We start from the raw sequence: 21,118 nt of genomic DNA, 5'->3' as shown, positions 1-21,118 counted from the left end.
CAACCCAGACGCCAACCGACGGAGGGGAGGCAGAGTTGGGCCGCCAATGGTACAGGTCTGCCGTTTGTCTTTATGAAACCTTTCATGGCTTTTCAAGGGAGTTATATGGAACTATCTGTAACCAGTTTGATTGTCTGTTGACTCGCTCAAGCCACATGCCTAAACTGCAACCACTATGTGCATGAGAGCGGTCCTGATACTGACTCTGATCATGGTTGCATCGACGGTCACGTGGGCAGCCACGTGGACGGGCGGCATGCTCTACTCCCGCTTCGGCGTCACACTCGAGACCGAAGAGTATGACATGGATCCGGGACCCGGCACGGCCCTGATCAATCGCTTCGTCAACTCCTGGACCCCATCTCCCGACCCCAACGCAGCCGCTGGTGTGGAACGCGCCTTCGTGGTGGACGATTTCTACGGCTACCCCAGCTCCACCGCCCTGAACCTCGACGACTTATACACCTACGAAGAGGGCCAGACTGACGGGAACACTCCGAATGAGCCGGCGAGCTACACAAAGCCCGCGGGCGGCGAGGTGTTCGACACTGAGGCCATCTACATGACCAACGATGAGCGCGCGCTTTACATCGCGATCATCACATCCACGCCGCCGCCGCCCGGTGTGCCCACACCATTCGGCACGGTCATGACCGGAGACCTCGCAATCCATACCCAGGCAGACCCGCTGGTTCACAGTGGCGAGTACGCATACGGTCTGAACCTGAACATGGCCGATATTGACGAAGATTTCTACGACGACCAGGAAGATACCATCGGGACCGGCCTGTACAAGACGGACTACAATGGCCCAGGCGACCTTGACGACGACTGGTACGTGGGCAACCTGAGCCTGAGTGAGGTGGCCGGAAACGAAGAGACCAACTTCTACGGCCAGGGGCTGGACAGCGGGAAGTTCGTGGGTAACAGTAGCGACGGCATCGTGGTGAAGTACCTGAACACGGGGCTGCTTGAGGGCTACGAGACGGGCACTACTGATCCGTACGCTTCCACGTGGGAAGTCAACGTCATTATCCCGCTGGCGCTGCTGCCGGAGTACCAGAACCTGGAGTACGGCGAGAGCCGCATGATCGGCGTCTCATTCATCCCCGGGTGCCGCAATGACGGCAACGAGGCCACCGCGAATATCCGGCTGGACTACGAGTACCACGACGTGCCGGAGCCTGGTACCTTTGTGCTGATGGGGCTCGGCCTCGCGGGGATCGCATGGTGGAAACGCCGCCGGAACACCGAGATGAGCCAGTAGAATACCAGCCGTCTCCTTTCATCCGACACCAGACGGCCCCGCGCGAAGCGGGGCCGTTTTGCGTGCGCCGTCCCTGATTGCCGCGTCCTTCGCCTCAGGTCCCTACGATGCAGCACCCCCGATAGTGTCTGCCGGGCGTACCGTCCTCGGTCGCCCCGAGTGCCAACAGCATCGCCTCGGTCCGACTTGTGTTCTTTTCCATTCCGGACTTCACGCGGCACTTCCAGAACACGCTTTTCTCCAAGCAACAGCAGGAAGTCTGCCAAAGACAGCGAATAATAGCGCCCCAGGCCGCAAAGGGCGTGAGGATAGCCCACGAAATGATGCCATCTATGGCCGCAGGCAATAGGGCTGCGCATCGGCCGGACTCGCCTGAGGGGCGAGTTCCTAAAGCAAACTCGCAAGCGACACCCCCTGTCTGACTGGAGGCACTTTCGCATGGACACAGCCCGCGCCGTACTCATACTGGTCACCCTGGTGATGCTTGTCTCCACCGCACCCGGTCTGGCCGACCGCAAGGCCAGCGTCTTCATGCCCTCGTGGCTGGCCAACCGCGCGCGAGCCAATGTGGCGCGGTTCCCGTGGGCGGCGGAGATTCGTGATGGACTTGTCGAGCGCGCCCGTCCGTGGGTTGAGATGAGCGACGAAGACCTGTGGGACCTCATGTTCGGCAGCACCATCACACGGTCATGGATGGTCTGGTCCGATGGTTACTGCCCCGCCTGCAAAGAGGGCGTACCCATGTACAACTGGGAGATGGACCCGCTGGAGCGCCCGTGGAAGGTGCGCTGCCCCCACTGCAAGATGCTGTTTCCAACAAACGACTTTAGTGCATTCTATCGGTCGGGGCTCGACGAGAAGGGTGTCTTCGACCCGAAACGTGCCGACCGATCACTGTTGTTCAACCAGGAGCACCCGGACCCCAACGACCCCCTGCACCGGTTCGGCGTCGATGATGGCGAAGGGTATGTAGAAGGCGACAAGCGCTGGCGGTTCATCGGAGCATACCTGATCTACGGCCAGTGGAAGCAGGGCATCCTGGGGGGTATCCGAGCTCTCGCGGACGCGTACACGGTCACGGGAGACCAGCGCTACGCCCACAAGGCCGCGGTACTCCTGGATCGCGTGGCGGACCTGTATCCGACCTTTGACTTCAAGACCCAGGCGCTGGTCTACGAGCGCGCACTGGGGAGCAACGGGTATGTGTCGGTCTGGCACGATGCCTGCGAGGAGGCCCGGGAACTGGCGCTTGGGTATGACCAGGTGGTGGAAGGCATCGCGGATGACCCGGGGCTGGTTGAGTTTCTCTCGGGCAAGGCGAAGCAGTACGGGCTGGAGAACCCGAAGGCGTCCTGCGCCGAGATCCGGCGGAACATCGAAGAGCGCATTCTCAACGACACCGTCAAGAACGCGCATAAGATCGCGTCAAACTACCCGAGGACGCCCATCGCACTGGCGACGATCCACGCGGTCCTGGGGTGGCCGGAGAATCGCGAGCAGGTAATGGGGATCATCGCCGGATTCTTGCAGAACGCGACTGCGGTGGACGGAGTGACGGGAGAGAAAGGCCTTGCGAACTACTCGGCCTTCGGGCCGCAAAGCATAGCCCTGTTCCTGGCAGGCTGGGAGCAGGCTTCGCCCGGGTTCCTGGCCGACATTCTCCAGAGGCAGCCCCGTCTGCACGACTTGTATCGTTTCCACATCGACACGTGGTGCTTCGCGGACTACTACCCGCTTTCGGGTGACAGCGGCTGGTTCGCCCGGCGCATCGATCAGTACCAAGGTGTCGTCTTCCAGCGCCCGGGGCATGAAATTGGCTACAGCCACAAGCCGCCGCCACTGGCCCCTTCCATGTTTACCTTCATGTGGCGGCTGTATGAGATGACCGGAGACACAGCCTTCGTGCAGGCCTTGCACATCGCCAATGACAACACGGTGGAGGGCCTGCCCCACGACCTGTTCGCGGAGAACCCGGACCGGATCCAGGAGCAGGTGCGCGAGGTGATCGCCCGCGAGGGCGGCATCCCGCGGCAGGAGAGCGTGAACAAGCAGCAGTGGCGCATTGCATTGCTCAAGTCGGGGAGCGGGCCGGATTCCCGCGCGGTCTGGCTGGACTACGACTCGGGCGGCGGGCACGGGCATCTGGACGGCATGAACCTGGGGCTGTTCGCGCGCGGGCTGGATCTCATGCCCGATTTCGGGTACCCGCCCGTGCAATTCGGCGGGTGGGGTTCACCGCGCGCCACCTGGTACAGGTTGACTGCAGCCCACAACACGGTTGTCGTCGATGGAGCCAACCAGGCGGAGGCCGGTGGCCGCACTACTCTCTGGGCGGACGGTGAAGTCCTGGGCGCGATCCGCGCGAGTTGCCCGGAGATGATCGGTGGACAGCAGTATGAGCGCACGGTGGCCAGCATCGACATCTCTCCCGAGAGTTTCTACGTGCTCGATGTGTTCCGCGTGGTGGGCGGGAAGGACCATGCGAAGTTCATGGGCAGCCATTTTGGCACAGTGAGTTCTACCGGGCTTGACTTGCGCGATCCGGTGGAGTACGGCGGAGGAGCGCAGGTGCGCAAGATGGTGGCTGACCCGTCGCCGCAACCAGGCTGGCATGTAGACTGGCAGGTCGAGGATCGCTACGGCCTGCTGCCGGACGGGCAGCAGGTGGGGTTGCGGTACACGGACCTGACCCCCGGCGCGCTGGCGGCGGTGGGAGAGGCGTGGGTGACTGTTGGCGGATATGATACGAATGACCAGACGTGGGTTCCGCGGGTGATGATCCGTCGCACTGACAAGGGTAACGGGCCGCTTGCGTCGACTTTCATTTCGGTCATCGAACCCCACGGGGGACGACCGCAACTGGAATCGATCCGGAGGCTCAGGTTGACCGATGCCGGTGGGCAGGTTCTGGGTGAGAACCACCTGGCGCTTGAACTGGTGAGCGTGACGGGTGTGCGCGACGTGGTGATCGCGCTGGATGTGGAGGATCCGCTTGGACCCACGCCGGCATGGAAGCCCGGCGAGCAGGTCCTGATTCCGGACCTGGACATCGCTACGGATGCCGAGCTGGCCCTTGTGCGGCTGGACGCGTCGGGACAGGTGCTGCACGTCGCTCTGTGCAAAGGAAGCCTGTTGCGCATCGGAGCGGCCGAGTGGCAGGCCGAAAAAAACCAAGAGTTCGTCGAGGGGCGTTTCCCCCCGGAATAGGTGGTTCCACGGCGGCCAAAGCAAGAGAACCGTCTTCCGCTTTGTGGCGCTTGGTCTGCGCCGCCCCATTCGGGCGCAGCGACATCAGGTGGTGGGGCGAGGACGTCGCCCCACTTCTACCCTCTCCCCAGTCTCATCATCAGGTATTCCATGTACTCGCACATGTTCGGCCAGGAGATGTCCGGCGGGGCGGAGTGGTCGATCTCGGGGATGTAGCCGCCGCTCTCGACCACCGGCATGATTCGGTCGACCTCATCACGCATGGTCTGGCCGCCGACAGCCAGCACGCGCTTGTCGATGCCGCCGATCATGTTCAGGTCCCGGCCGTACTCGCGGCGCAGGGCCACCACATCCATGCCCGCCGCCACTTCCATGGGCCAGACCAGATCCAGCCCTGCTTCCAGCCACAGAGGAATCAATTCGCTCACGTCCCCGTCGCTGTCCACGCCAACGTGTTTGACCCCCCGGGAGCGCAGCCATTCGGTGACCCGGGCATACCGGGGCACCATGTATTTGCGGACCATAGCGGGGCTCAGGAGCGACGCAGTCTTGAAGCCCATGTCTTCCCAGAAGCCGAAGGTGTCAATCTCCACCTCGTCCAGCACCCTGCCGGTGATCTCGATGATCGCCTCCACCCGCTGATCCATCATGCGCTCGATGAGCTTTGGATTGTCGTAGAAGGCGATGCACAGGTTCTCCACACCCATGAGATTGCGCAAGGGGCCGAAAAACCCGCCCCAGCGATCAGCGAAGTTCATCAGGGGCTTGTCTCGGTCGCGGAAAGAAGCGACCAGCTCCGGCCAGTTGCCGGGCGCGCGCTGGTCGAAAACCAGTTGGAGGCGTTCGGCGCAGATCTTCTCGAAATCCTCTTCGGACTCCACAGGGAAGCGAACGAACTGGGGCATCGAGGAGTTGCCGTGGAAGTCTTTGAACTCCCGCATGATGATGCCTTCGTGGTTGATGTAGACCCGGGTGGTCTCGGTCTCCTCCAGAACCTCGTTCTCGAACCGCGGCACGGGGCCGTAGTAGACGCCGGTGCCCAGAACGATATCGGTGCCGAAGATCTCGTGGAGTGCGGTACCGTCCCAGCCTTCGGCCTGCCAGCGCTGGCCGGTCTCCAGCCAGCCGCCGACGGCTCGAACGAAGGGCTTGTCCACGGGCTGGAAACTGAAAGTGGCGAGATAGCGCTCGCGTTCGGTCATGGGAAGCCTCCGGGATTGTGCCTACCAGTTCACCGGGTAGACGTTCATCTTGCTGATGAAGCAGGCGATAAGTGTGTAGAAGCCGCCATTGAGGAAGTCGCCGACCACAAGGCCAAAGAAGAAGGGCAATGCTTGCCGGTACATGCGCGGGCCGCCGTAACGCAGGATCACCGTTTTCACTGACCAGGCGATGAGGAACGGGAACCACTGGCTGCGCATGCTCTGAGTGCCGGCGATGGCGTAACCCACGGGATGCAAGGGCCATGCGACGAACTGGGTGCGCAGGACGAAGAGGGCCACGGTGATGAGCGCGCCCACGCCCACGAAAACGAGGCCAAGCAAGTCGGGCGGCTGCGGGGCCTGCAGGTATCCCTGAAGGCGATCAAAGACTGACTTGCCCATGAGCGTTCGCCACGTGTTCCCCTTTGCAAGAGCCCCCACGTTGTGCCAGACGGCCAGCGCTCCCCAGAAAGCCACGGGGATTCCGAACGCCAGCCCCGCGGCAAGCGCCCCGGTCAGTCCACCTCGGGGAATCTCCCGCACTTCGGCCATCTTGTAGGCGTCAAGCTGGTGGGGCATGGACACGCAGCGCATATCGAAGCTGGCGAAGTTGGACAGATACGCCATGATGGTCAGATCACTCGGGGCAATATTCCGCGACCCCAGCGAAGTGACCAGGATTGTCTGCGGGTCGATGCGCGGGCCGAAGAGCCAGGCATTGCCGGTCTCGGCGCGGATCCGGGTGGCAGCCACGAGGTAGACGAGGGACAGTACCAGAAGCAGGGCGGGCATGATGAAGCTCATCCCGGCGGCGCGGCAGAAGGCGATCATCCCCGCAAAACTGGCCATCAGGCACCAGACAGCCCAGCGCGGGCCGATATGCCATTCCGGCTTTGCTTCCGTGAGTCCGAGAGCCGCAGCGAAAGTCTGGGTCAGTTGCTTGCGGCCAATCCACAGGGCGAGGGCGCTGATGGCAATGAAAGCCCCGGCGCCCTGGTGCTCTTCGAAGGGGAACTTGGTGAGCGCGCCTGTGCCCCAGTCAGAAAGGCCGAAGATCGCACCCATAACTCGCTCGGCTTTCGTGGCCAGGAAGAAGAACCAGGATGAGAACGTCACTTCGCTGGAAAGAAGGAAGGCGATGCCGATCACGAAAGGATAAAGGGACAACTGCAGCCCGCCCATGGCGTTCCACGGCGGGTCCTTGAAGGTGCTGGAGACGTCGATGTTGCGCACTTCCAGTTTGGGGATGGTGGGAAAATTGAGATTCAGGGTGTTCAGCGTGCCGATGAGGAAAGGGATAGCGATGCCGATCCACGCCAGACGGTTGCGCCAGAAAGAGCCGTCGGCGGCGGTGATATTCAGCGGAACGTAGACGGTCGGGAAAGTGAGGCGCTCGCTCTCCACCCACTGCCGGCGCACGAGGGCCGCGATAGACAGGCTGCACAGGGCATACAGGAAAATGAACAAGCACCAGACCACCGAGGGGCCCAGCCAGATGCCCACCGGAACCGTGTCGCCTCCCTCGAAGAAGCGCTCCAGAAGGCGCAGATTGGTGGGGCCGATCCACTCGGGGATGTACTGGTGGAACAGGCTCTCCCACTTGTTCTCATCTGAGGCGAAATAATACGGGGCGGCGAGAGCGGGAACCATGAAGTGGATCGCGCCCGAAGAAGCCAGGCCCGTGGCGACCGCCGTCATGGTGTAAATGACGATGAGTTCGGACTCGTTCAGTTGCCAGCGCCTGCGAATGCGCCCAAGAGCGCCATTGAAAACAAGAATGACGATGAGCGCGGTGAAGGCCCCGACCGGGATGCTGGTATTGGCCATTGCCGTGTGACCCCGGGCGCCGCCGAGGACCAGTTCGGCCCAGTGGATCAGGAAGATGACGCCGGTGATGGAGGCGAGACCGGCGGCAATCGCGCGGCCTGTGATTGCCGGAGCGCTGCGCATCTGCGGGGCTGTAGTCAGGGCCTGCGTCTCCGCTGCGGACAAGAGGTCATCACCGGACGGGAACGGTACAGGATTGCGCGCTGAGCGTCAAGGAGCCTGATACACCGCACCGCTGGACGGGGCATCTGTGCGCGGAGGAACGTCGCCCGGAGGCGGCGAAGGGTTCAGTTGTCGTCTTCGACTCGCCTACCTTCGCTGGAGGCATGCGCGTGCGTCTTGTCTCTTGCCTGATTCTGCTGGTGATCTCTTTCGGGCCCTTCGCTTTGGCTCAGGAAGCGCCTCTAGATATCCCCGCCCAGGTCTTTGATCTGCGCTCCCCGCGTCAGGGGCCCACGTGGATCGCGCTGGAATGGGATTCGACCTCGGTGCGCCATGACGTGCTGTTTGGCGAGATCCCCCGACTCTGGCGGCGGGCCCGGAAGCTCCAGACCATTCAGAATGTGTACACTCTCGGCTACAGCATCCACGGGCTGAAACCGGAGAAGCGTTATGAGATCAAGGTGCGCGCGTGGCCCAGGGGCAAGGGCCCGGCTTTCGAGTCCCCCTCGATCACGGTGACGACTTCATCCACCGCGCCGCGCAGCTTCGCAGGCCTGCAATTCTTGACACCGAAACCGCTTGGCACATTCCGCCGCGCCATTACAGAGCCGTGCCTTGAGGCCTATCGAGGCAAACTCTATGTGATGGAGGCCCAGGAGTGTGCGCTTCACCTGTCGCGGGTAGACCCGGAGAGCCTGACCGTGGACTGGACCCAGGAGGTCACCCCGGCGGTGGATGAGGAGCCCCTGTGTCCACAGGCTCCCGACATGTGCGTGTTCCAGGACCGGCTCTGGGTGACATGGCATGTGCTGAAGCCTAACGTAACCGGCCCAGGCCCGTCGTCTGCGCGCCAGAGAATGGTTTACTACGACCTCGCAGCTGAACCCGGCACCTCCGCCGCAGACCAAGCCGCGGAGCTCGTCAGCCCCCTCATGGAGATCGTCCCGGAACACCCAGGTGCGAGCACAAGCCACGGTTCTCTCGCGCCCTACCTGGATAAGCTCTGGGCAGCCTGGCTGGAGACCTGGACCAGCCCGGACGGGGAGCCGGAGGGGATGATCATGCTAGCCGCCTATGAGCCCTGGCGCGGTGCCTTTTCCGATCCCGTGGCATGGACGAACTGTCCGGTGCGCAACCCGCGTAGTGTCAGTATCGGGACGTATGGAGGCAGCCTTGTTCTGCTCTTCTCGGGGCTGGTGGAGGGGGAGCCTGAGTACGCCGGCGAGGCCTTGTGGTTCGCACAGTTCGATGGCCGGCGCTTTTTCGACGTACGCATGGTCCGCAAGCTCGGAACCAATATCCGCGGCCGTGGCGTGCAGTTATATGACCGCTTCTACTTCGTGTTCCAGTCCGACGCCGACTACCCGGCCGCTGGTGGGGTCTATTTCGACATCGATCTCGGCCGGCTCAAGCCTGGAACGCGCTTGGGCAGGGGGCAGGAGGCGACGGTTGCGGCATTACCGTACATGGCCGACATGAAGCACAACCTCAGCCCTGACATCGCGGCGATCGGAGACACGATGTACGTCGTCTTCGGCAAGCGCGATATGCCTCCGAAGGAATACCCGCAGGCCATTGCGCGGGGATATGGGACCTGGATCGGGAAGGTCACGCGAAACACAGGGGCCGAAGTCGAGGACGTCTACTGACCGCGGGCGAGCAAGCAGACACGGAGTGCTGCCCGTGCCATCGGAACGTGCAGCACTCCGAAGCGCGCTCTCATCTGAAGGGGCGCGTGCCGGCCTACAAGGTCTCCAGCAGCCGCGGAACCTGCTTTCGCACCTGGTAGCGGATGAAGCCCAGATTGCCCTCGGGCTCGGCGACAACCGCCAAGATTGCCCGGTCACCAATGCCGCTGAAGATGATGAGGCCCTTGTCGTATTCGAACATCGCCTGGGCCAGTTCGCCCAACCCGAGTTCGCTCCCCATGATCTGCCCAGAGCCGATCCCGCTGGAGATGACCGCCCCTACGGCCTCCACGTCCACCTCATCCGCTGAGACCGAGTCGATTGTGAAACCATCCCAGCCGATTACCACGGCTGTCTGAACGCCCGGCACATTCAGCAGTTCCTCGAGTATCGCCTTCACTGCCTCCACCATCCTGTCCGTGGTTGGGCGGCCTGAGCCGCCCGTGTTCCCGGTTTGTGCCCACAACCGGTGACATTCATGCTAACACATGCTCAAGAAAAGCTCAAGGAGATAGCCATCCTGACTTGACGAAGGATGTTCGCATGGTTACACTCCCAACATCACGAGGGCCGGGGATCATCTCCGGGCCCTCTTGTTTTTCCACCAGGAGGCTGCGCGGCGCCCATGCCTGTTGAAGTGTCGGCTCCGGGACGTTTGTGTCTGTTCGGCGAGCATCAGGATTTCCTTGGGCTGTCGGTGATCGCCACGGCCATCGACCTGGATGTCAGGATCACCGCTACCCCGCGCGCGGATAGCATCTTCGCGATCCGCAAGCCTGACCTCACAGACCGGGACGAGGACGACTACGACGAGTTCGATGGCTCCAGGAAGCTCCCATACCGGCACAAGCGCGACTACCTGCGCTCGGCAACCAATGTCGTCCGCGAGGCCGGGTTGACCATCTCTCGCGGTTACGACTGTGAGATCCGTGGTCGCATTCCTATGAACGCCGGCACTTCCAGTTCGTCGGCGCTGACCATCGCGTGGACCACCTTTCTCCTGGCCACCCAGGAGGGGGAGGTGGACCGTTCGCCCGAGCACATCGCGTGGCTGGGGTATATCGCCGAAGTTGAGGAACACGGCGAAGCCGGCGGAATGATGGACCACTACACGTCCGCGGTGGGAAATCTGCTGTACATCGACTGCAGGAAGCCCATCAATGTCTTTCCGCTGCCCGCAAAGCTGGACGGATTTGTGCTGGGCGATACGGGCATCCCGAAGAACACCGTCTGCACCCTTCGCGAGTCGCGGCAGGCAACCGAGGCGGGCGTGGCGTTCCTCACGCAGAAGATCCCCGGGTTCGACCTGAAGACCACGCCGATGGATCAGGCCGCCGAGTACTTCCCCGAACTGCCCGAAGGCACGCGGCATCTGGTGCAGTCTCATTTCATCAACCGGGATCTTTGCCAGGAGGCCCGGGCGATGCTGGGCTCGGGACAGGTGGATGAGGCGCGCCTGGGGCAGATGCTCTACGAGCACCAGGTGCAATTGCGCGACGGCATCGGCGTCAGCCACCCGAAGCTGGACGAACTCATTGACGCCGCCATGGAGGCCGGCGCGCTGGGCGGGAAGCTCAATGGTTCAGGCTGCGGCGGCGCTATGTTCGCCTACGCGCCGGGTAAGCAGGAGCAAGTCGCCGAGGCCATCAACCGCGCCGGCGGGAAGGCCTACATCGTCCACCAGCGCGGCGGCGTATCGGTAACCATGGACTGAGGCGGAGCAAATTCAGGCCTCGGGCACTCCCAGGAATCCGTCTCCCCAGAAGACAGGTTCGTACCCTCTTTGCGACACCCACTCCACCGCGGTGCGCACCTTGTCCTTGATGGTCGGTTGGTAGATCCCCGATTCGTGCCAGAAATACTGCTCGTGAATGAGCAGCTCGATCATCTCGCACGTGTGCGCGGACGCCTCGCGCTCGTCCAGCATCGGGCCGATCTCCTCCACAGACCAGGAGTTCACCACCTGATCGCAGGAGATGAAGGTCAGGCCCGTATCCCGGTCGTGCCAAGCGTCTCGGGAGTGGCAGTACTCGCACTGTTCGGGCGAATGGTAATAACCCGTCGTGCAGACGCCGTTCTTCACCCAGAACAAGCCGATCAGATTCTCGATGCCTCGGTCGCGCAGAGCCAATGCCGCCGGCTTCGGGCATTCTGCCCAGTGCACCGTGGTGGTGTTGCTGATCACTTCATTTCCCGCGAAGCGCCGGATGTGCCCGCACACCAGGTCATAGTCATGGGCGATCTGCGTGTAGGTGGCGTTGCGGTAGATGCGGTTCGGGTTGTTCTGCAGGGCGTGGAAGCTCAGGTGCAGCCACGGCGAATTCTCGATCCACTCGTCCTTCCACTTATCCGGCATCTGGGTGAGGTCGAACAGTTCGGTCTGGTAGTAGATATTGATGTGGACCTTCGTCCCGTACTCCCGGTGGATGTCACGCCAGAAGCTCAGGAACCAGTGGTCGAAGATCGAGGCGTAATCCTCCGGATGCAGCCCCAGGTCCCGCAGCCACAGGATATTGTCGTCGATGCTGAACCGGTAGCGTTTGAAGCTGCCCTTGTTCCAAAGCACCAGAATCTCGTGGCGGGAGTCTCCGGCGCAGGCGGTGATGAAGTTGCGCTTGCGACTGAGGGGCACATCGCAGGCGAACTCGCCGCCGGAGACGGTGGCGGGCAGACCGTTCACGGTCACCTGCGCGCCGGGCGGGCATGTGCCGCGAACGGGGATGATTATGCTCTCGGCGGTCTCAGTCCCGTCGTGTCGGTTGAGCACGTCGCCGTCACGGGGGCTGATGATGGTTACGGCGGACATGACAGGTACCTCCAATCGTGGCGGGCGGTAATGCCGCAGATAGCTTCTATCGCCCCGCAGGAAACCCTTCTAGCCGACGACGCCTGTGCCCGGCTCAAAGGCCCCGGATCATATACGCCTGCAGAATCCCGGTCTCGTCAGAGTTGAAGAACCCCAGCCTGCCGTCTGGTGACAGGAACGGGTGCAGGTGCGTACTCTTTTGGCAGGTGCAGCGAGCGGTCACGAGATAGCGCCAGTTGCGCAGGGCGTCCTGACCGGGCTCGCCCAACTCCGCGCACCAGACAGAGGCGTTCTCGTTCAGCGGACCGCAGTCGGTGATGAGACGTCTCCCGTGGATATCGGTGGCGAAATGGTAGAACTGCGGGTTGTCGAAGTCACGGCTGAGGTCGTTGCGCAGGCCGCCGGGAGTGTTCAGGCCCACGTGCCCGGCGTAGTCGGCCTCGAAGCCCTCGATGAGCTGGGCTTCAGGCGGCTGTTTCGTGCCGGTGCTGGTGATGCCCCAGCGGGTCCGTCCGCGCCAGCACTGGTGGCCCTGGCAGAACTCGTTGCCGTCTCGCCCCCAGGGCATGTTGCGGAAGTGGGTGCCGTCATCGCGGATCACATGGATGTCCGCTCCGAGACCGCCCACGAGCTGCGTGATTGCCCCTTTCTCGTCGGCTTCATTATCGTGGTTTTCCTGCACGAGAATGTCGTGGGACGCTTCGGCATCCAGCGACCGGCTATACTGCGGGTGCAGGTTGCACCACGAGGGTCCCTGCAGCACCAGGCGAACACTGGGGTCCTCGACGTCGAAGACCATCAAGCCGTAGGGGGCGCCTTTCGTATTGCCGTCGCCGAGGTAGCCGGAGATCGCCACGCGCTTGCCGTCCGAAGAGATCGTGGACAGCGGGTAGATGCGGCTTGGTCGGTAGTCTGTGTCCGGCAGCGGGGTGTCCAGCACGAAGAGAGTGTCTCGCCCGGATCCGTCCAGTTGAACGCGCTTGAGGGTTAGCGTGCCACCGCCGACTTCCGTCTCGTTCACGAAGTAGTACAGGTACCTGCCATCCGGCGAGACCGACGGCCCGGTGGCCCCGGTCTCTTCCGTCAGCGGGCTTAGTTCGCCGCCATTGTCCAGATCACACAGCAGATAGCGGTGCTGTGGATCATGCTGGTCGCTGCCGTGAGCATGGGCAGAGCGGTGTACGACGAACCGCCGGGAGTCCGGCGTGAATATCTGGGCCTCCATATAGATGTGGGAAGAAGGCACGTCGGGTTCAGTGGTAATCTGGAAAACCTCGATGCCTTCGGCGGATCGCGGGTCAATCAGGTCAGGACGCGGGATCATGTTGGCCATCTCCTGTGTGCAGTCGTGTCGAGAGAGGAACCTTATCGAGCGGGACGCTCGACCTGCGCGGCTGAAATCCCATTTTGCATAGGCCGACCGTCTCGGTCGGCACATGGGATCACTCAAACTGCGGCAGGTTCGCCCGGTGAGCGGCCAGCAGATCATCCGCCAGGGCATTCGCGGCCGCGAGATCGGACACGCAGCGGTCATACAAGAGCGCCTGCACCAGCAAGCCCCTGTCCCCGCGCACAGCCGCCTCCACGGTGATCTCCACCCCGTAGAGCGCTTCCGTCACCCAGGCGAGAATCCCCGGCTCAAGCAGCGGCATCCCCACGGGCAGGCAGCCGGCCTTTGCTGCGACCACCGGCATCTCCAGCACGAATCCCCAGGGAATGCCGGCCTCGGTGCGGTTGGGCACGTTCATCGGGAAGATCTCCTGCCGGTCGAAGTGCATCGACTCCAGGATCGGGATCAGCGCCTCGTGTTCTCCGGCGGTGCGGTTGAACAACCCCGGATCGAGCTCCTCCTCCCCCTTTGACTGCCGGATCATCTTCTGCCAGCGCTCGTGGCCACCGCGGATTACGCCCAGGATGTCCATGACATCCACGCCCAGCCTCTTGCCGTAATACTCGCCGCCGGCGAACCGCTCCGAGAAGAACTCGGTGACATGCCTATCGAGAACCGCCGGGAAGGCGCCGTAGGAGTCGAACAGCTCCCACGAGAAGGGATTGTCGTCGGGTGAGACGGAAGCCCTTTTCTCGCGGACCAGCGGCCAGAGGTCCTCCCCATCGCGGGTGAAGTGGGTTATCCAAGTCAGGTGGTTCATGCCGACGTACAGCGATCGCACTTCCGGGTACGGCACATCGATCAGCCCGCACAAGTAGCGCAGTGTGCCTTGCACGCCGTGGCACAAGCCGATGACGCCGGCATCCGTGTGCTTGTTGATGGCCCGGCAGATCGCGGCCATAGGGTTGGCGTAGTTGAAAAACACGGCATCCGGGCAAAGCCGGTACACGTCCCGGGCAATGTCCAGCATGGCCGGGATCTGGCGCAGAGCGCGGGAGATGCCACCTGCCCCCACCGTATCTCCCACGGGCTGGAAGATCCCGTGCTTCTGCGGCACCACCACGTCCGCTTCCCAGCCCTCCCTTCCGCCCACGGCGATTGTGCTGACGATAGTGTCTGCGCCCGGGAGCACGTCGCAGCGGTCCGTGGAGGCCTCGACCTTGACCGCGCGCCCGGTCTTCTGTACCATCCTGCGAACGAGGCCCTCCGCCACCGCGAGGGCTTCTTCGTTGATGTCGACCAGGCCCACGGTCCACTCGGCTTCGATCTGCGATGCGAGCAGGTCGGCTACGAGGCCCACCGTGAAGGAGGCGCTGCCGGCACCAATGAGGACGATCTTGCGTTGAGTCATCGGGATCCTCCGGGAAGAATGTGCGGCGGGAGTCCGCTCGCCCAGCTGCACTCGGAGCCGGGGTTCGCCTCCGATGCGCCCCCCTCCTTCCCGGGAAACATCATGTGATCCCCCTCTCACACATACCACGGGAGGTCTTCGCCAGTGTTCCGGCAAGCCCTGATCCTCGTCGCACTCGCAACCGTCTCACTCTCATTCGCCGCTCCGCCGGGACTGCATGCGATCCTGCAGCCCGAAGACCTGCTCTTCCCCACTTCCCCTGTGAAAATGGTGGGGACCACCGCGGGCGACGGCGAAGGCCAGGACTACAAGCCTCTGAAGCCCGGCGAGAGCGTGTCGATCCTCACCGTGAAAGGCCCGTGCCTGATCCACCGCATCTGGTCCACCTCGCAGTTCACCGACCAGACGAAACTGGTGGTCAAGCTGGACGGCAAGGAGCAGCCCGTCTGGGTCAAGGCAGCCCTGCCTGCGGGACAGGCCGCGAATGATCCGCTGCGCGCCATGGACGGGCAGGCGTACTGGTCGTACATTCCGGTGAAAGTGAGCGTGAGCGCCGAGTTCATCGCCACCGACCTGCGCAAACCCGGCGGCGGCACCCCCGAGGCCACCGAGCCCAACAAGTTCTACTTGCAGGTGGCTTATTCCGCGGGGCACGAAGGCGCGCTCACCGATGCGGAGCTGGAACAGGTTCGTCAGCGCCTGCGCCTGTACACCTCGAACCCCTTCGCAGGATCGCCCGACGTAGTGGTCGAAGGATCGGCACGGGCGGCCAAGAGCGAGACCATCACCGTGACCCGCAAGGCCCCCGTGAGCCTGTCCGGAGACAGCAAGGCCTTCGTGCAAGCGATGATCATCGATGCGGGCGAACTCGACTTCGAGAAGCTGTATCACACCCGGCTCGTCATCCGTCCTGCGGGCTCGAAGGACGCCTGCGTGGACGTACCGGTGCCCGCGCTTTTCTGTTCTTTCTGGGGCATGGACGAATATGCCGGGCCCATCACCGCGATCGCCAGGAACAAGCTGGTGTTCCGCCTGCCGATCCCCATCGGCACGGGTCTTGACCTCCAACTGGATAGCTTCGGGGGCGATGGCGCTGACAGCCTGCCGATCACCCTTGTGCGAGGGACCGCGACGAAGGAGGTTCCCTACACATTCTGCGCTGAGTACCGGGAGGTGATTTCCGAGAAGGGTAAGCCCATCCCCTTGGCGGACGTGTCAGGCGAGGGCGTCTTCGTGGGCTGCACCTTCGCCGGCGGCGCTACCCACCATCGAAAGTTCGCGTTTCTCGAGGGGAATGAACAGATATACGTGGACGGCGAGGAGAAGCCCTCCTGGGAGGGCACCGGCACTGAGGACTTTTTCAATGGCGCGTGGTACTTCAGCGCCGGGGTGCAGTCGCGGCCCTTCCACGGGCTGACCCATCTCGACGAGGGCCCGCCTCCGCAGATGTCCGCTTACCGGTACCTGATTCCCGACCGCATCGCATTCACCAAGGGGATCCGAGTGGATATGCAGCACGGCAGCCGCAATTCCGTGCCGGGAATTACCTACAAGTCGGTCGCGTTCTGGTACCAGGCGGGCCCATGCAAGGTTGCCGAACCAACCGAAGCGGCGGAACCTTCGGGCGGTCCTGAGGGGCTCGGGGCGGGCGAGGAGGACAGTGGCGCGCCGCTTGACGTGGTGACCCCGGCGATCCTGGCCGTCGTAGCTGCACTGTTTGTGCTGGCCCTGGTTCGGTACATCCTGAAAGGTCGCAAGGAGTAGCCGCTACTCGAACGGGACGTCGGCTCGCGCGAGTGTCTGCAGCGGACGCGCACAGGCCGGGCCTGCCCGGCGCCATCGGCCGCAGGGAAAAACAAGCTCGCCGGCGAAACCCTGACGATCCGATCCGAAAGGACGATTGCCGATGCCCGACATGCTGGTGAAGCTGTACGAACTGCCTGACCTCGAACCCAGTCTGGCTGCCATGCGCGAACAGGGCGTTGTGATCCGACATGCCATGCCCTACGAAATCAGCCAGGTCACTAGCTGGGTGCGTGAGCACTTCGGGCAGGGGTGGGCCGACGAGTGCGCCTGCAGCTTCGCCCGGCAGCCAGTTTCGTGTTTCATCGCCCTGGACCGAGGCAGGCTTTGCGGTTTCGGCTGCTACGAGGCCACCGCGCCGAATTACTTCGGCCCCACCGGTGTGCAGGAGAGCGACCGGAAGCGAGGCATCGGGAAGGCGCTCCTGCTGGCGTGTCTGCATGCGCTCCGCGCCATGGGATACGGTTATGCCATCATCGGCGGCGCAGGACCGGTGGACTTCTATGCGAAGGCGGTGGGGGCGACCGTGATCGAAGGATCCAGTCCCGGCATCTACCGGGACGGCATCAAGGCATAGGGCAGCATCAAGGCATAGGGCAGCGGATCAGGTCGCAGCACCAGGGAGATCACAGATGACCATCGGACAGACCATCCGCTTGCGTGTGGGCGCCGCGCGCCAGGACCGCGTGGAAGAGTTCCCGCTACCGGCAGGCTGGGATGCAACGGTCTACTCGCCCCGAGACCGCCGGGCGATGACCGACGATGAAGTCTGCAGAGCTCTGGACAACCCCGCCGGATCGCCTCCTATTGCCGAGGCCGCACGAGGGGCCCGGAGCGCAGTGCTCCTCGTAGACGACTTTCGGCGGCCCACTCCCGCCGAGACCCTGTGCAATGCAGTGATCGACCGCCTGGAATCTGCGGGTCTCAAGCGCGACCAGATAACCATCGTTCTGGGCAATGGAGCCCACCGGGTGATGACCCGGGCCGAAGTACGCAAGCGCCTGGGATCGGCTCTGGAACGTGTAGCGCAGGCCATCTCCCACGACGCTTACAGTCCGCGGGTGAGGTATCTCGGGCTGACCTCGGCGGGCACACCGGTGCTGGCCAACCAAGACGCCGCGGATGCAGACTTCTCCGTGTCCATCTCGTGCGTCTATCCCCATCCCTTCGTAGCCTGGGGCGGCGGTGCGAAGATGGTCCTGCCGGGAATCTGCCACGTGTCCACGCTGCACTATCACCACGGGCGGGTCAAGGGGACGCCAAGAGCCACTTCGCCCACTGCCTGCCCTGCCCGGCGGGACATTGAGGAGGCTGCGGACCTCTTCGGGCTGGACTTCTCTCTCTGCGCGGTGATGAACTCGGATAAGGAACTGTGCGGGCTTGGTGCGGGCACCCCCAGGAAGTCCCACCAGCGCGCCATCGCCATCGCCCGCAAAGTGGGCGACACTCCGGTCCCGCGGGTGACGCACGATCTGGTCATCGCCAACGCCTACCCCCTGGATGCCGATGGCACCCAGTGGTCCAAAGGACTCATGCCCGCGAAGCATTTCGGCTGCCCGGTGCTGCTGATCAATGATTTCGCCGACCCCAGCACGTACCACGGCCTCTACGACGGCCCGGCGGGACCTTACAGGAGAAGACCCCCGCAGACTGCGCCGGCGCTAACGTCTCAACTGCTGGCCGGTGCAGATGTGTTCATGTACAGCCCGCAATACGGCGACGGTTTCATCCCCCAGGACCGCTCTTGGTTCGGTCACAGCGACTGGGAGACCCTGATTGACGCCATGTTGCCCCGGTTCCCGAAAGCGAAGGTGGCGGTGCTGCCGGTATCGCCCCTGCAGCTTCCGAGATGGGTGTGAAAGCATGGGCACAGGGCACTCGACTGACCGAACCACCGTCCGCGAGAGGAAAGCCGCCATGCTGACCGCTGACACCGCCGTGCCGTCCAGTGCCGTCACAGCGCGCGTAGCGGCCCTGCGCGACCGTGCCTGGGCGGGGGAGTTCGGGCCTTGCGAGGACCGCGGAGCCACGGTGCGCGCGGTTTTCGAGCAGCACCGCGCAATGCCTCGCAAGCTCCAGATCGCCCACGCGCTGGCGGCGGTCTGCGAGCAGGCACCGGTTCATATCGCACCGGGCGAACTGATCGTGGGCTGCCGGACGGTCTCCGGATACCCCGAGCATGAAGAGGCGATTGCGCGCGGATCAGCGGAACCCGGGTACATGATCGCCGACTACGGGGCGGTACTCAGTCGCGGGCTGCTGGCGATCGTCGACGATTGCCGGCGCGCACTGAGCGAGCTGGACGAGGCCATCCCCGAGCACCTGCCGCGCATTGACACGCTTCGGGCCATGGTGGTGTCTTGCAGGGCTGTCATGCGCCTTGCGGAGCGCTATGCCGAGCAACTCGAAACCATGGCAGCAGAAGCAAGCTGCTCTGAGTGCGCCGAACTGGCCCGCATCTGCCACAAGGTCCCCGCGCTCCCCGCCGAGACTTTCCACGAAGCCGTGCAGTCCCTCTGGCTCACTCACCTTGGCGTCTACCTGGAATGTGAGAACGTAGCCTTCAGTTTCGGCCAGATGGACCAGTACCTCCTGCCGTTCTATCAGGCGGACATTGAGACCGGGCGGCTCACCCGCGAACAGGCGCTGGAGACCATGCAGTGCCTGTGGATCAAGATCTATGAAAACGTGCGCGGGGGACTGGGGCATGTCCAGACCGTCACCTGCGCCGGGCAGACACCGGACGGCAGAGATGGCGTCAATGCAGTGACCGAATTGATCCGCGATGCCACGCGGGAGCTGATGAACGTCGGGCCCTCGGTGGCATTCAGGTACTCGGCGCAGATGTCCGACGAGTTCCTGGAGTCCGTCCTGGCGCTCATGCGGGATGGCCGGTACATGCCCCAGATCTACAATGATGAGATGATGGTGCCAGCCATCGTGAGCAAAGGCATTCCCGTGGAGCACGCCCGGCAATACGGGCTCATCGGCTGCCACGAGCCCACCATCTGCGGCATGGGATACTTCCGCTCGGCCTCGTGGCCGGGATACGTGTGCTTCCAGGACTGGCTGGAACGCGCCCTTGGCAATGGCCGGAAGCTGGACAGCGGCGCCCAGGCGGGAATCGAGACCGGCGACCCTGCCACCTTCGCATCCTTCGAGGACCTGTGGGACGCATTCTCGGCCCAGATGCGCGAGGGTGTGCGGCAGGCAGTGATCACCGCGAACCGAGGGGAGATCGTGAAGCGCGAGCTTACCCCACGCCCGTTCCTGTCCGCGTTGATTCAGGGCTGCGTCGAGAAGGGCATGGACTTCACCGAAGGCGGCGCGTTGTACAATATGAGCGGGTTTCAGGCATTCGGCCTCGGCACGTGCGCGGACTCGCTGGCCGCTATCCGGAAGTTTGTCTACGAAGAACAGCGTCTCACACTGCCCGAACTGGTGGAAATCCTGCGGGCCAACTGGGCGGGCCACGAAGACCTGCGGGCCGAGATTGTGCGCGAGACGCCCCACTATGGCAACGACATCGACGCCGTGGATGCCCTGGCGGTGCGCATGGTGCGGGAACTTGAGGCGGAGATCGAGCAGTACCGCAACATCCGCGGCGGGCCCTTCATCCTTGGCCTGTGGAGCTTCTGGAACCACGTGGGACATGCCCGGCATGTGGCCGCGTCGGCAGATGGACGTCATCACGGTGACATGATGTCCCACTCCATGGACCCCATGATGGGGCAGGGCCTTGCTGGGCCAACCGCTGCCATCCGTTCCGCCGCCAAGATCGACACTTCTCGGCTGGCCAATGGCGGGTCCCTGCTGCTGGAGTTCCAGCCGCAGCTGCTCAAGTCGCCCGAGGGCATGGCCGCCCTGAAGTCCCTGGTGCGCACGTACTTCCGCATGGGCGGTATCCAGCTGCAATTGTCGGCAGTGGACGCCGCAACGCTGGAGGCGGCCGTGGAAGACCCCGATCGTTTCCGGCATCTCGTGGTGAGGGTGGCCGGATACTGCGACTATTTCACACGCCAGGACCCGGAGCGACAGGCATATATCATCGCGCGGGAAAAGTTCGAGACGATGTGAGGGTGCAGGCCTGCAAAGTCTCCCCGCAGTCCACTCACACCCGGGGCGATGGGTGACCCGAAACGCCGTCGGCTTCGGGCGGGCCCCAGCGCATGAGTCGCGCATGTCGTCGGGGCCCACGCATGCGAACCCGGACACCCAAAGACCACAAGACAATATGGGCCGTCTGGAGGCATCTGCGCGTCATCTATCAGAGCCCCGAGCTTCCACCTGTCAACGCAAAGTAGAAATGTCCGGTTTTGTGCAAAGTAGAAATGTCCTACTGCCGTTGGGGTCGGGAGTCTCCTTTGTAGGGTTTCTTCCACGGGTGGTCTGCCTTCGGGGTGACGGCTGTGCCT

14 protein-coding genes are annotated in these 21,118 nt (G+C 63.3%); 8 read left to right on the top strand and 6 right to left on the bottom strand.

The window, feature by feature from the left end; genetic code table 11:
• Window positions 1–256 precede the first annotated feature (256 nt).
• A complete protein-coding gene (locus HPY44_04205; GenBank protein ID NSW55189.1) occupies window positions 257–1,267 on the top strand; it encodes a PEP-CTERM sorting domain-containing protein in 1,011 nt (336 codons plus the stop codon).
• A gap of 438 nt (window positions 1,268–1,705) precedes the next feature.
• Window positions 1,706–4,474 carry a heparinase II/III family protein gene (locus HPY44_04200; protein ID NSW55188.1) on the top strand — a complete coding sequence of 923 codons (2,769 nt, stop codon included), beginning with the start codon at window positions 1,706–1,708 and terminating at the stop codon, window positions 4,472–4,474.
• A gap of 116 nt (window positions 4,475–4,590) precedes the next feature.
• Here HPY44_04200 and HPY44_04195 read toward each other — a convergent pair whose 3' ends face one another.
• Both HPY44_04195 and HPY44_04190 read right to left on the bottom strand, forming a co-directional pair.
• Window positions 4,591–5,676: a hypothetical protein gene (locus HPY44_04195; protein NSW55187.1), complete on the bottom strand. Its 1,086-nt coding sequence runs from the start codon at window positions 5,674–5,676 to the stop codon at window positions 4,591–4,593.
• A gap of 21 nt (window positions 5,677–5,697) precedes the next feature.
• On the bottom strand, window positions 5,698–7,668 hold the full coding sequence (locus HPY44_04190) for a hypothetical protein (GenBank protein ID NSW55186.1): 1,971 nt from the start codon (window positions 7,666–7,668) through the stop codon (window positions 5,698–5,700).
• 167 nt (window positions 7,669–7,835) lie between these two features.
• Between HPY44_04190 and HPY44_04185 the strand changes: the two genes are divergently transcribed.
• Window positions 7,836–9,314, top strand: coding sequence for a fibronectin type III domain-containing protein (locus tag HPY44_04185; GenBank protein NSW55185.1), 1,479 nt, complete (start codon window positions 7,836–7,838; stop codon window positions 9,312–9,314).
• Window positions 9,315–9,408: 94 nt separating this feature from the next.
• On the opposite strand, the gene HPY44_04180 is transcribed toward HPY44_04185, so the two are convergent.
• Window positions 9,409–9,753 (bottom strand): roadblock/LC7 domain-containing protein, encoded by a 345-nt coding sequence (locus HPY44_04180; protein NSW55184.1) that lies wholly within the window; start codon window positions 9,751–9,753, stop codon window positions 9,409–9,411.
• Window positions 9,754–9,978: 225 nt separating this feature from the next.
• On the opposite strand from HPY44_04180, the gene HPY44_04175 reads away from it, so the two are divergent.
• Window positions 9,979–11,067, top strand: coding sequence for a GHMP kinase (locus HPY44_04175; GenBank protein NSW55183.1), 1,089 nt, complete (start codon window positions 9,979–9,981; stop codon window positions 11,065–11,067).
• A gap of 12 nt (window positions 11,068–11,079) precedes the next feature.
• Here HPY44_04175 and HPY44_04170 read toward each other — a convergent pair whose 3' ends face one another.
• The 3 genes from HPY44_04170 to HPY44_04160 form a co-directional block, all read right to left on the bottom strand.
• Entirely contained in the window at window positions 11,080–12,159 is a 1,080-nt protein-coding gene (locus tag HPY44_04170; protein ID NSW55182.1) for a hypothetical protein, read from the bottom strand.
• Window positions 12,160–12,253: 94 nt separating this feature from the next.
• Window positions 12,254–13,483: a PD40 domain-containing protein gene (locus HPY44_04165; protein ID NSW55181.1), complete on the bottom strand. Its 1,230-nt coding sequence runs from the start codon at window positions 13,481–13,483 to the stop codon at window positions 12,254–12,256.
• Between the two features lie 118 nt (window positions 13,484–13,601).
• The gene (locus HPY44_04160) at window positions 13,602–14,900 is read right to left on the bottom strand and encodes a hypothetical protein (GenBank protein ID NSW55180.1); all 1,299 of its coding nucleotides are present in this window, start codon (window positions 14,898–14,900) and stop codon (window positions 13,602–13,604) included.
• A 144-nt stretch (window positions 14,901–15,044) separates the two neighbouring features.
• Between HPY44_04160 and HPY44_04155 the strand changes: the two genes are divergently transcribed.
• From HPY44_04155 to HPY44_04140, 4 genes are all read left to right on the top strand, one after another.
• The gene (locus tag HPY44_04155) at window positions 15,045–16,664 is read left to right on the top strand and encodes a DUF2961 domain-containing protein (protein ID NSW55179.1); all 1,620 of its coding nucleotides are present in this window, start codon (window positions 15,045–15,047) and stop codon (window positions 16,662–16,664) included.
• A 142-nt stretch (window positions 16,665–16,806) separates the two neighbouring features.
• Window positions 16,807–17,280 carry a GNAT family N-acetyltransferase gene (locus tag HPY44_04150; GenBank protein NSW55178.1) on the top strand — a complete coding sequence of 158 codons (474 nt, stop codon included), beginning with the start codon at window positions 16,807–16,809 and terminating at the stop codon, window positions 17,278–17,280.
• Window positions 17,281–17,335: 55 nt separating this feature from the next.
• Window positions 17,336–18,562, top strand: coding sequence for a DUF2088 domain-containing protein (locus tag HPY44_04145; GenBank protein ID NSW55177.1), 1,227 nt, complete (start codon window positions 17,336–17,338; stop codon window positions 18,560–18,562).
• 58 nt (window positions 18,563–18,620) lie between these two features.
• Window positions 18,621–20,780: a hypothetical protein gene (locus HPY44_04140; GenBank protein ID NSW55176.1), complete on the top strand. Its 2,160-nt coding sequence runs from the start codon at window positions 18,621–18,623 to the stop codon at window positions 20,778–20,780.
• The last annotated feature ends 338 nt before the right edge of the window (window positions 20,781–21,118 follow it).

It is taken from the genome of Armatimonadota bacterium (assembly GCA_013314775.1).
Classification (GTDB): Bacteria; Armatimonadota; Zipacnadia; order Zipacnadales; family JABUFB01; genus JABUFB01.
This window is presented reverse-complemented; position numbering and strand designations above follow the sequence as displayed.